At 33.2% G+C, this 12,399-nt stretch carries 9 protein-coding genes and 1 tRNA gene; 5 read left to right on the top strand and 5 right to left on the bottom strand.

The features are described from left to right. Positions 1 to 21: 21 nt before the first annotated feature. Genes BUE24_RS21155 through rffA form a run of 3 tightly spaced genes read right to left on the bottom strand, consistent with a single transcriptional unit; the run spans position 22 to position 4,624 of the window. On the bottom strand, positions 22 to 1,236 hold the full coding sequence (locus BUE24_RS21155; RefSeq protein WP_073320899.1) for a hypothetical protein: 1,215 nt from the start codon (positions 1,234 to 1,236) through the stop codon (positions 22 to 24). Positions 1,237 to 1,266: 30 nt separating this feature from the next. After that, positions 1,267 to 3,489, bottom strand: coding sequence for a tetratricopeptide repeat protein (locus BUE24_RS21150; RefSeq protein WP_139242076.1), 2,223 nt, complete (start codon positions 3,487 to 3,489; stop codon positions 1,267 to 1,269). A gap of 10 nt (positions 3,490 to 3,499) precedes the next feature. Then, on the bottom strand, positions 3,500 to 4,624 hold the full coding sequence (rffA, locus tag BUE24_RS21145) for a dTDP-4-amino-4,6-dideoxygalactose transaminase (RefSeq protein ID WP_073320893.1): 1,125 nt from the start codon (positions 4,622 to 4,624) through the stop codon (positions 3,500 to 3,502). 174 nt (positions 4,625 to 4,798) lie between these two features. On the opposite strand from rffA, the gene BUE24_RS21140 reads away from it, so the two are divergent. The 4 genes from BUE24_RS21140 to BUE24_RS21125 all read left to right on the top strand — a co-directional run bounded on the left by BUE24_RS21140 (position 4,799) and on the right by BUE24_RS21125 (position 9,699). Then, positions 4,799 to 5,716 carry a glycosyltransferase family 2 protein gene (locus tag BUE24_RS21140; protein WP_073320870.1) on the top strand — a complete coding sequence of 306 codons (918 nt, stop codon included), beginning with the start codon at positions 4,799 to 4,801 and terminating at the stop codon, positions 5,714 to 5,716. 43 nt (positions 5,717 to 5,759) lie between these two features. After that, positions 5,760 to 6,440 (top strand): GNAT family N-acetyltransferase, encoded by a 681-nt coding sequence (locus BUE24_RS21135; protein WP_073320867.1) that lies wholly within the window; start codon positions 5,760 to 5,762, stop codon positions 6,438 to 6,440. A 163-nt stretch (positions 6,441 to 6,603) separates the two neighbouring features. Continuing rightward, positions 6,604 to 8,574 (top strand): tetratricopeptide repeat protein, encoded by a 1,971-nt coding sequence (locus BUE24_RS21130; protein ID WP_073320864.1) that lies wholly within the window; start codon positions 6,604 to 6,606, stop codon positions 8,572 to 8,574. An 18-nt stretch (positions 8,575 to 8,592) separates the two neighbouring features. Next, positions 8,593 to 9,699, top strand: coding sequence for a glycosyltransferase family 2 protein (locus BUE24_RS21125; protein ID WP_073320861.1), 1,107 nt, complete (start codon positions 8,593 to 8,595; stop codon positions 9,697 to 9,699). A 2-nt stretch (positions 9,700 to 9,701) separates the two neighbouring features. Here BUE24_RS21125 and BUE24_RS21120 read toward each other — a convergent pair whose 3' ends face one another. Next, complete coding sequence (locus tag BUE24_RS21120; RefSeq protein ID WP_170864652.1) at positions 9,702 to 10,622, bottom strand: lysylphosphatidylglycerol synthase transmembrane domain-containing protein; 921 nt, start codon at positions 10,620 to 10,622, stop codon at positions 9,702 to 9,704. Between the two features lie 78 nt (positions 10,623 to 10,700). Beyond that, positions 10,701 to 10,773 (bottom strand) — tRNA-Gly (locus tag BUE24_RS21115). A gap of 316 nt (positions 10,774 to 11,089) precedes the next feature. Here BUE24_RS21115 and BUE24_RS24170 point away from each other — a divergent pair. Continuing rightward, on the top strand, positions 11,090 to 12,399 hold a 1,310-nt coding region (locus BUE24_RS24170; RefSeq protein WP_483188850.1), incomplete at its 3' end, for a collagen-like domain-containing protein.

Here is a 12,399-nt window from a genome sequence, read left to right as displayed (position 1 = left end):
TTGTCAAATACCGTACAGTTTTTAATGATACCTACCGGTGAAGTACATCTTAAGTAAATATAATATTCCCGAAAGAAAATGAAGTATAAAAAGTCCCCATAAAATAATCCTTTTCTTAGAGTACAAACTTTGATTTTTCACTTTTCTAAGCAAAAAACTAACTGTCGTTAACAACAATAAGTAACTACAAATTATATTTTGCCAAGTGAAATTACCATGATGTTTTCTTAACCCTCCTTCTAATAAAAATGCACTTAACAAAATACCAAATAAAGTCAAGGAAAGTGCATATAAAAATGGTTTATACTTTAAGATTTCCCGGTAATAAAATATAACTGCAATTGGTAATGCAAACGAAAGCAAATATGCTACCGGGAGATACCATACAGGAATAAATGCGAGAAAAAACTCAAAAGGAACTCCAATTTCTAAGGCACTATTAGATAATTGTGTAGTTTCTGGTTGATTCTGATAAATAACTAAATATTGAATTAGCAAAAACACCCCTCCAACAAAAATGGGTAAAAGCTGTATAATACATTGCTTATTTAACTTCCAGTTTGTATTTATCATTATGAATAAAGCGGAAATTGGGAAGAAAACAAAAACAAAAGATGGCTTAATCAGAATATTTAAGATGATCAAAGCCAAAATCAAGAAGATATCTCGATCAAATATTGAAATTCGATCATTTCTATCAAATAATTTTAATTGTTTCCAAAAAAGAAGTATCGCAAAGGGAAAAACGCTTATTGTAGTTGAGTTATGCCAGACTACGGAAGGGGTTCTTCCAAGGTATAATTGCTTTAAGACAAAAAAATTATAAAAATCAGGTATCGCAAAACAGAAAAGTAATGCAAAGCTTACTATGGTTATTACATTATCTTTAAATTTTAAATTAATATCCGAAATCAATTGAGAAATTATTTTTTTCGAGATCCAATACTTACCTGCCGAAGCTAGGCCTAAAACTAATGATGTAACCAAAGTCATCAGTTTGAAATCACTAGAAAAAAAAGACAATGCATTTACTACAAAAAAAAACAAAAAGTGAGGATAGTAAGAGGATTGCCCATTATTCACCTTCACAATAGATCTCATATGGGCAGGCATATCGGTGTCTACATAATTTATAATGAACCAAAAAAAGATGGAAAACATTATAAAAACTACTTTGCCATTAATAAATTTTGAAATAACAACTTCTTTATTTAATTCTGTTTGATCTGTTTTCATCCATTAGTTTTAACTTATAACTCGTATTTATTAATCACCTATCTTCTTTTTTGCACTATCCAAGTTATTCCTCGCTACTTCATAATTCGGATTTATTTCCAATGCTTTTTCGCAAGCTTTTATTGCGTTCTCATAATCTTCTAAATTATTATAAGACGAACAGATATTGTTATATGCAATAACATTATCTGGATCAATCTCTAATAATTTTTCACAAGTATCAATACACTCTTTAAAAAAACCAAGTCTGTAGTAGTTATAACTCAAATTAAGGTATTCTTTTACGGTTAGATTTTCTTCTCTAGATCGTGATATTCTATTCTTAGACACCAACAAGTTATTCTTCGCTAAATCGAAATCAGGACGTAAAGAAATTGCTTTTTCACAAGCTTCTTGGGCTTTTTCATACATCTTCAGTCTATTAAAGGCCGAACAAATATTATTGTACGCAAGACTATTTGAGGGGTCAATATTTATCGCCATTTTAAATGCCTCTATACTTCGCACATATTCTGTTTTATTAAAATAAACAAGACCAAGGTCAATAAAACCGTTTGCAGAAGGAGAATTCGCTACGTTTTGTTGAAGTTCTAAAAAATAATCATCTCCTTTATAGTCGTTTTTCACGATATAGCACAAAGAGATTCCATCAACTTTTATTTCATGGACTGTATTCTTGGGGGACCAATTAACATCGAGATCCCTTTTATACTTACCCTCGGCTAACATGATGATTGAATAATCCCATTTAGAAGATTCTCTTTTAGACAAAGCATATTGCAAATTAGGATTTCGATCTAAATAAGATTTTATCTTCATCTGACTACCATAGTACAAACGTACTCTTGGTGGGTTCTTTGAGTCTCCAACATTTTTATCTAACCAATCTAAAGAAGGCTTGACAGCAACACCATAATAATCTATTTCATAATTTCCATATGCTCCTGATACACCCCCCACAATTGGACTAAAGTACAAAGCTTGCATAGGATGATATTGAATCATAAATCTTAAAGGTTCTAGCATTAAAAGGATCATCAACCCAAAAACTACCTTGACCAGATTCTTTTTCGGAATTAAACCAAATAATTTATACCAACTAAAAGCACTTAATACAACAATTGGCATTACCGAAAACATAAATTGCCTTGAACCGTCATGACTATTAGGCTTTCCTACAACTACCAAAAGCATTGGAAACACTGAAGCAAACAAAATCATTGATACATATAGCATCTGTTCTTTTGTCGTTCGGAAATAAAGAATTGGTATAAGAAAAAAGCCTAAAAAAGCATGCAATGGCATCATGATTATGAATAGATTTTTTATAGCATAATACCAAGGCATGTCAAAACTACTCTTCCAGACACCCTCAAACAACTGAAGATTCTCAAACCCCCTGAATTCTCCCATTTTAATTAAAATTTCTATTGGAACCTTAAAAGGATTTGTTTGAGCATATGGCCAAAAAATACTAACCGCTATATATGACGCCACACATATTGCTAATACTTTACTCCCCAAAAACAGCGAGTCTTTTTTATGAATCTTTGTAAAATTGTGCTTTTTATTCTCTAATAACCACCATAAAAAAACTCCTAATACAACATATCCTATCGTTATCAATCCTATTACTCTAATATTAATTAACAATGAAATATTAAGTATTAGGTAAAATGATCTCTTCAAACTTATTGCTGGGAGTTCTTTTAATAGTTTTATGTTGTGAAATATTACAATAATATAAAATGCTGCAGCAGGAATGTCCTTAGGGTTATTCATACTATAACCAAACATTACAGGTGTTAAGGTTACAAAAATCAATGTCAGAACTCCCAACTTCCAATTTCTTAACTCTTTTCCTATTAAACCACAAAACAAAAAAAGTAAAAATCCAAAAATGGAATTAACAAAGTTTTTAAATGCGTAAATTTCAGAAGAAGGATAAAATTGATGTAAAAAATTAGATACTAAATCAAAAAAACCTCCAAATCCATTCATCCCATGTTCCTCACTATCTAGATTTTTGTTTACATCATAATAATTGCCTTGATCATCTACAGGAGTCAATGCCGCTTTCTTATCTATTCCTTTGAAATAATTTAATATTCTTACTCCGTGATCCTGATGAATTCTTGTATCTTCCAATGGTCCATAGTCCGTACTCAAATACATCATCAAAATGCCTAAAAAAACTGAGAGACCTATAAATAAGTTACGATAAAGGTTTTTAGAGGAAAAATTAGATACCATAGATGTAATTTTATTCAAAAAAGGTTTTGACAGATTCAATTATTTTAACTTGATCCTGTGTATGCAACTCATAAAATAGCGGTAATCTTACCAAACAGTCTGCATATTTATCACAATTTTTCAATAATCGATTACTATTATCGGCAATATAAAAAGGACTTTTATGAAGTGATAAATAATGAAAAACAGCATATATGCCGTCATCTTTCAGGTGAGAAATTAATGCACTTCTTTGTTCAATATTCTTACAAACTAGATAAAATAAATGTCCATTTGCAGTAGCATAATCTGGAATTTTAGGTAATTCAATATCATCAATATGTTGTAAATCTTTCAATCCTTCATTATAGGTTTGCCACAACAATTTTCTTCTGGATTGAATTTTTTGAAAATTTTCCAATTGTGCAAATAAAAAAGCTGCTGTTACATCCGAAGGCAAAAAAGAAGACCCAACGTCTACCCAAGAATATTTGTCAACTTCACCTCTAAAAAAAGCTGAACGATTCGTTCCTTTTTCCCAAATTATTTCTGCTCTTTGATCAAAACGGTCATCATTCACCACCAGCATCCCTCCTTCTCCAGAAATAATATTTTTAGTTTCATGAAAAGAAAAAGCTGCCAAATGACCTATAGTACCTAGCGGTTTACCATTGTAATAGGAGTCTATTGCCTGAGCAGCATCTTCAACAACAAACAAGTTGTGTCTATTAGCAACATCCATTATAGTATCCATGTCGCAGGCTACTCCAGCATAATGCACAACTATTATTGCTTTTGTTTTTGGTGTAATCAACTCTTCGATGACACCAGCGTCTATATTTGGATTATTAGAATAACTATCAGCAAATATTATTTTAGCACCTCTCAAAACAAATGCATTGGCGGTTGAAACAAAAGTGAAAGAAGGCATAATCACTTCATCTCCAGGCTGTATCCCAATCAGAATAGCCGCCATTTCCAAAGCATCCGTGCAAGAAGAAGTTAGGAGACAATTTCTAAATCCAATAGTTTCCTTAAAAAAATTATGACATTTTTGAGTGTAGTAACCATTACCAGAGATTTTACCTTTTGCAACTGCATCCTTAATATAATACAGCTCATCTCCAGTCATATAAGGTTTGTTAAAAGGGATCATTTATATCTTGGGTAGATTATGATAAATAAGAAAGGCTTGCGTAGTTTTTAACTAAACAATTAAAAACCAGATTAAATGATACGAAAACCTTAATTCTAATAATCGACAAGTTAACAAACTCTTTAAATATTTTAGTATTTTTAGAAAAATATTCATTAAAATTCCTAAGAATACTTGAAGTTATCAATAGTAAGTCCCGTCTATAAAGCTGAACATCTTGTTGATGAGCTTGTAGAACGTTTAGAAAAAACATTATACGATATTTCCGATTTTTACGAAATTATATTAGTGGAAGACGGAAGTCCTGACAATTCGTGGGAAGCTATAGAAAAAATCTGTGCTATTAACAAGAATGTAAAAGGCATCAAATTAAGCAGAAATTTTGGGCAACATTATGCCATTACTGCGGGTTTAGAAAATATTTCTGGTGATTGGGTAGTCGTTATGGACTGTGATCTTCAAGATCGCCCCGAAGAGATTCCAAAACTTTTGGATAAAGCAAAAGAAGATTACGATATTGTCTATGCTCAAAGACAACTAAGACAAGATAGTTTCTTCAAAAAAATATCCTCAAAACTATTTTACAAAACTTTTGGGTATCTAACAGACAGCAAGCAGGATCCATCTATTGCAAATTTTGGTGTTTATAGCAAAACAGTAATTCATTCCTTATTATCAATGAATGACCATGTTCGTTTTTTCCCTACCATGGTACAATGGGTAGGTTTTAAGAGCACCAAAATTAGTGTAGCACATAGCTCCAGAGCTGAAGGAAAATCTTCCTATTCATGGGGGAAATTGATTAAATTAGCTTTTGACAATATTATTTCATTTTCTGATAAACCCTTAAGATTAACTATAAGATTGGGGCTTGTAATTGCAACACTTTCATTTATTTCAGGACTCATTTATATCTTTAAATATATCAACGGAGAAATTAAAGTATTGGGGTTTGCAAGTATTATTATTTCAATTTGGTTTTTGTCTGGATTAATAATATTTATCCTTGGAATTATAGGTATTTATTTAGGTAAAACATTTGATAAAGTTAAGGAAAGACCCACTTATATAATTTCTAAAATGGTCAACTAAAACACAACAAAATCTTCTTCTCATTCTTAACAAAAAAACATAAATGCCATTAAAAAACGAAATAGAAACTTTGAATTGGGATTCTGAATTCTTTGGTATTAGAGTTGGAAAGATGATTGCTAAAAATAATCAAATAGATCTATCAAAACTTTCAGATTTTGACCTAACATATATTTATTCTAGAGAAATTTTAAGAAACCCTACCCTGCCACTTTATGACCAAAAAGTTACATTTAAAAAAAAGGTTTCTACAGCAAATGAACTTTCTAAAAAACCAGAAGTAATAGCATATTCTGGTGTATTAACAAATGAGTTAAAAAACTTAGCTATTGCAAGTGGGAAATACTCCAGATTCAAGTTAGATCCAAAATTATCAGATTATTTCGAAAAACTATATATTCTTTGGATCACCAATAGTTTAAAAGGAAACTTAGCCGATCATATTTTAGTTTTTATGAAAGAGAACAAAATCATTGGATTTTTATCATTAAAAAAAAACAAATCATTTTATCAGATTGGGCTCATTGCAACTTCGCCAAAACACCAAGGTCTGGGAATTGGCAGTGCACTTTTACAAAAAGCTGAAGAAATTGCCTTATTAGAAAATATTCATGAGATTAAAGTTGTAACACAATTAGAGAATGAAATTGCTTGTAATTTTTACAAAAAAAATAGTTATGAAATTGATACTTTAGAATATATCTATCACTATTGGTCCGAATAGTCAAATACGCGATAACCACTTTTTACTCTTCAAATATTTATTTCAGATACTACCAAAACGATATAAAACTACTATATTTAGCCAATAGTATTTAAAATTAAATGACCAGTATCTGTAATGAATTTTCGTAACTAATTACTCTACTGTAATTTTTAAAGGATATATGTTCAGCGATTTAACTTCCAAAAAAATCTACTTAGTAGGTTTAACTATTATTCTGTTTATAACTTCTTTAGTTTATCTAAATCATTTTGACAATCCATTTTTCTTTGACGATTATCATACTATTAAAGAAAATGAATCTATTCGTAGCTTAGATAACTGGACAGAATTTTTTACCAATGCTGACACATTTAGCTCCCTTCCAGCAAACAGATCATACAGGCCAATAGTTACTCTTAAAAATGCTATCGACTATGCTATAGCTGGAGGATTAAACCCTAAATACTTCCATTATCATATTTTTCTTTGGTTTTTGGTTTTAATTGTCTTTTTATTTTTCCTAACTAAACACATCTATGAATCTGCTATTTCTAAAAATAAATACATAGTTATCATTAGCTTAATGGCAATAACCTGGTTTGCCTTGCATACTGCAAACGCAGAAACTATTAATTACATCTGTGCGAGATCTGATTCTTTTTCTACATTTTGCGTGGTTGTATCATTACTGCTATACATAAATCCTTTTGGAAGAAAATGGTTTCTTTATATAGGAACTATGATACTTGGTATTTGGACAAAACAAACTGGAGTAATGTTTTTTCCAATTCTTTTCGTTTACATCCTTTTATTTGAAGAATATGCTATCATTGAACAATTCAAAACGAAAACTAAGGAAAAAATAATCAGATTACTAAAAAAAATCGGCCCAACTGCGGTCATAACTACTTCATTATTTATCTTCAATCAATACTACTTAACACCAGATTCTACAAATTCTACAAATTACTTGGTTTCAAGATTTGAATATGTAAGCACTCAATGTTTTGTAGTTATGCACTATCTCGGAAATTTTATATTACCAATAAACTTGAGTGCTGACCCGGATATAGAAATCATAAAACCGTGGTATGATCTTAGAATTATATTTGGGTTACTAATAATTCTGGGAATGACATTCATAATGATCAAAACTGCTCTAAAAAGAGAATTAAGACCCATTTCGTTTGGGATAGCTTGGTTTTTTATTGCCCTGATACCTACTAGTCTTAATCCCTTATTCCAAATCGCTAACGACCATAGAACGTTTTTCCCTTACATAGGACTTTTTATAGCTATCCCCTGGTTTATTTTTATCACAATAAGAAAGTATAGTTCAATTCAAAACAACAAAACTGTTTCTTTTAGTGTTTTAATGGTATTTACCATACTGATGGTATTACATGCCTACGGAACATTTCAAAGAAACAAAGTATGGAATTCTGAAGAGAGCCTATGGAAAGATGTTACTGTTAAAAGTCCAAAAAATGAAAGAGGACTCATGAATTATGGACTTAGTCAACTAGAAAAAGGAAATTTAGATATTGCATTACAATATTTCAACAAGGCGAACAAGCTAGAACCCAATTACCCTATTCTACATACTAATTTGGGAATAGTATATGGGTTAAAGAAAAACTATGTTGAAGCCGAAAAATATTTTAAATCTGGAATTAGTTATAATACTACCTCTCCTGCACCTGAATTTTTCTATGCTCGATATCTTTACGGAAGAGGTAAATTCTCTCCTGCTAAAAGTTTTTTAAATAAAGCTTTAGAAAAAAGTCCAAACCATATACAATCTAAAGAGCTTTTAGCGAATATTAATTCACAACTAAATAACTCACTAAAAGAAATTGAAGTTTTAAAAGAAAAAATAAAAAGAACCCCTAGTTCCGAAAATTACATAGATTTAAGCCTGCTATATTATGAGTCTGGTAAATATGAATTAGTAATATCCACATGTAATGATTTACTGAAAATATACCCTAATAACCCTTATGCATACAATAACATGTGTGCAGCGTATAATCAAATGAAAAAATGGGAGCTCGGATATGCAGCTTGCAAAAAAGCCTTGGAAATTGATGCCAACTACCAATTAGCAAAAAATAATTTAAAGTGGGCAGAAGATAATATCTTAAAGAAATAACAACCAAAATAAAGGACAATGCTTAACAATAAAACAATCGGTGTTGTAATTCCATGCTACAATGAAGCTACTCAAATCTCAATGGTTCTTGACAGTATGCCAGAATTTGTTGATCGTATTATTATTATTGATGATGTATCTACTGATCAAACCATCGAAACTGTTTTGAACTACATTGAGGCAAACGATAATTCTTCTCCTCTCCAACTGTCCTCAAATCTACAAAACGAGATTACACCTACCATATATAATCGAGCGGATATAGAAGTACACCAAAAAAACAAGGAAGAAGTCAAAAGGTTTCTCCCATCAGAAGTTTTAAATAAAAATGCTGATAAAGAAAAAGTAATCCTAATCAAACATTTAAAAAACGGTGGTGTAGGAGCTGCGGTTGCAACAGGATATAAATGGTGTAAAGATCACGATATTGATTGTGCTGTCGTCATGAATGGGGACGGACAAATGGATCCAAATGAGCTCGAATCTATTTGTGGCCCTGTAGTATACGAAAATATCGATTATGTAAAAGGAAATAGATTAATTCACAAAAGTGCGTGGGTAATCATCCCTAGAATTCGTTTTTTGGGAAATTCGATTTTGAGTATTCTCACAAAAATTGTTTCTGGTTACTGGGGGATTTCGGATTTTCAGAGTGGATATACTGCTATGTCAAATCATGCCTTAAACTCAATTCCACTCTATAAGATTTACAAAAGATACGGAATGCCTAATGATGTTTTAGTGAAATTAAACATTGCTTTTTGTACCATAAGAGAAGTAAAAATTAAACCTGTATACGGGGTTGGAGAACAATCCAAATTAAATGTTGCTAAAGTTACCTTTCCAATTTTGTTTTTGTTAATTAGGTCTTTTTTCACAAGACTACATACCAAATACCTTATACGAAGCTTTCATCCTCTTTTCGTGTTGTACTGGATATCTTTTATAATCGCTGGTATAAATACGTATTTCTTGTACCACCTATTAGCTAACTTTTTTGCGCCAAACTCTAAAACTCCCACAGATTATTTGATCATCTTCATTTTCTTAACGATATCTGGTTTTCAGTCATTGCTATTTGCTATGTGGATGGATATTCAAGACAACGAAAGGTTATCAAAATAAGATCATTGCGACCTCCTAAAATCATGTAACCGTACTGGTGACAAATAAAACCAGATTGCTCCTGGAAAAAGAGAAATAAGTTGCACAAAAAATACAATCACAGAAAGGGCTATAGCATCTTCTGGAGCAAGCGTATACAAACTAAAGATCATTACAAGGGAAACTTCACGCACTCCTAAACCAAGCACCGTAATTGGCAATAAAGATAAAATTCCGACTACAAAAACTCCGAGAAATAAACCCAACTGATCTATATGAATCCCCATCCCCCATGCCAAGAAATTAAACACTCCATACAATAAGGTCATGCTTACGAATGTTAAAGAAAAAGCCCAAATTCCTTTATACCCTAATAAGGTATGTGCGTTAAAAGCGATCCACCACGATCCTGTAAACTTTCTGATTTTATCTCGAAAAACAAACACCAAAAGAACAATCACCATAGTTATTGAAATCAACCAAATAACAGATCCATGATTTGACAATTTTTCTACTATCTCAAACTGAATTTGATAATAAAGTAAAGCACACAAGCTAAAAAGTACTAAACAAATCAAGTCAAAAATTCGATCCATTATCAAGCTGGACCAACCAATTTTTCGATTAGGTAATTTATCCTTGATATAATATAACCTTGCAAAGTCTCCCACCTTACCTGGGGTTATATTTGCCAGGAAAAGACCTATAGAAAAAATTTTAAAAGCTTCATAAAACCCTAGAGAGATTCCATATGAATGAGACACTAATCTCCAACGCAAACTTTTTAAATAGTGCCCCAACCAAATGATAGGCAGGGAACCTAACAAATACCACAAAGAAGTTTTTTTAATCGATTTAAAGGTCTCCTGCCATCCCACATTATATATTAATAGGAAAAACAAAATTACCCCCAAAAGCTTTATCCAGAAACCTAACTTTTTCAAAATATTCTAATAATATGATATAAAAGTAACAAAGAGAATAGCAATAAAAAAAGCTTCATCAAAAAGATGAAGCTCTTGAGCGGGAGACCGGGTTCGAACCGGCGACATTCAGCTTGGAAGGCTGACGCTCTACCAACTGAGCTACTCCCGCCTTTTGTGATGGCAAATATATTAGAATTAAACAAAATAAAAAATTTAATCTTCCATTTCTTTAGAACTCCTAAAATTTTAACAAGAAGAGATGTTTAATTGTGATAATCTACGGTTTCCATTCGGCGAATTAACGTATTTAATCGATTAAAATTGTATTTTATCGAAAAAATTGTATATTTGCTTTGTTAAATCGATTTTAATTGCTTTAACAATTTATATTTATGAAGTAAAATTAACGTTAACCTACTAAGCATTCGTCAAGTGTAATGGCCCATTCATTTTGTTATAATGTAAGCCGCAAATAAACTATGAATATGAGGATAAAACTACTCTTTATCATCTTATTTCTATCTTTAGCTACCTCCCAGGCACAAGTCAAAGTTGGTGATAATCCCAATTTGATAGACCCAAGTTCTTTGATGGAATTAGAAAGTTCTGACAGGGCATTTGTTCTGACCAGAGTTAGTAATGCTGAGATGAATGCAATTACTCCCCTTAATGGAGCTTTAGTATATAACACAGATAATAACTGTATCTATCAGTTTAACAATAATAGCTGGAGCAGCCTTTGTACAGGAAATGACGATCAACAATTAAGTTTCGATCCTGTAACCAATATTCTCACCCTAGAAAATGGCGGAGGTGTTGATCTATCCTCTTTAATTAATGATGCAGATGCTGATCCCACTAATGAAATTCAAATCCTAAGTCGTAGTGGTAATACGATTACCTTATCTAATGGTGGAGGTTCAATAACCGAGACCATTTCTACTCTGGTTTCTAACCCAGATGGAACTTTTACATATACAGCTGAAAACGGCATACAAACTACATTTGGTGCAACCGGAGCACAAGGACCGACAGGTGCGACTGGAGCAACTGGTGCACAAGGACCTACAGGTGCGACTGGAGCAACCGGAGCGCAAGGACCAACAGGTGCGACTGGAGCAACCGGTGCACAAGGACCAACAGGAAATACAGGTGCCACTGGTGCACAAGGACCTACAGGTGCTACTGGAGCAACAGGAGCACAAGGACCTACAGGTGCTACTGGAGCAACAGGAGCACAAGGACCGACAGGTACGACTGGAGCAACCGGAGCGCAAGGACCAACGGGTGTGACTGGAGCAACCGGTGCACAAGGACCAACAGGTAATACAGGTGCCACTGGTGCACAAGGACCAACTGGTGCTACTGGAGCAACCGGTGCACAAGGACCTACAGGAAATACAGGTGCCACTGGAGCACAAGGACCGACTGGTGCGACTGGAGCCACCGGAGCGCAAGGACCTACAGGAAATACAGGTGCCACCGGAGCGCAAGGACCAACAGGTAATACAGGTGCCACTGGAGCACAAGGACCGACAGGTGCTACTGGAGCAACCGGAGCGCAAGGACCTACAGGAAATACAGGTGCCACCGGAGCGCAAGGACCAACAGGTAATACAGGTGCCACTGGAGCACAAGGACCGACTGGTGCGACTGGAGCAACCGGAGCGCAAGGACCTACAGGAAATACAGGTGCAACCGGAGCACAAGGACCTACAGGTAATACAGGTGCCACTGGAGCACAAGGACCTACAGGTGCGACTGGAGCAACCGGAGCACAAGGACCAACGGGTGC

Source organism: Aquimarina spongiae, from assembly GCF_900141785.1.
GTDB lineage: Bacteria > Bacteroidota > Bacteroidia > Flavobacteriales > Flavobacteriaceae > Aquimarina > Aquimarina spongiae.
Note: the sequence above shows the minus strand (reverse complement) of the source record. Positions and strands in the feature narration are given on the sequence as shown.

Bases quoted from the DNA above. Each gene is read 5' to 3' on its own strand.
- BUE24_RS21155 (WP_073320899.1), bottom strand. From the start codon at position 1,236: ATGAAAACAGATCAAACAGAATTAAATAAAGAAGTTGTTATTTCAAAA.
- BUE24_RS21150 (WP_139242076.1), bottom strand. From the start codon at position 3,489: ATGGTATCTAATTTTTCCTCTAAAAACCTTTATCGTAACTTATTTATA.
- rffA (WP_073320893.1), bottom strand. From the start codon at position 4,624: ATGATCCCTTTTAACAAACCTTATATGACTGGAGATGAGCTGTATTAT.
- BUE24_RS21135 (WP_073320867.1), top strand. From the start codon at position 5,760: ATGCCATTAAAAAACGAAATAGAAACTTTGAATTGGGATTCTGAATTC.
- BUE24_RS21130 (WP_073320864.1), top strand. From the start codon at position 6,604: ATGTTCAGCGATTTAACTTCCAAAAAAATCTACTTAGTAGGTTTAACT.
- BUE24_RS21125 (WP_073320861.1), top strand. From the start codon at position 8,593: ATGCTTAACAATAAAACAATCGGTGTTGTAATTCCATGCTACAATGAA.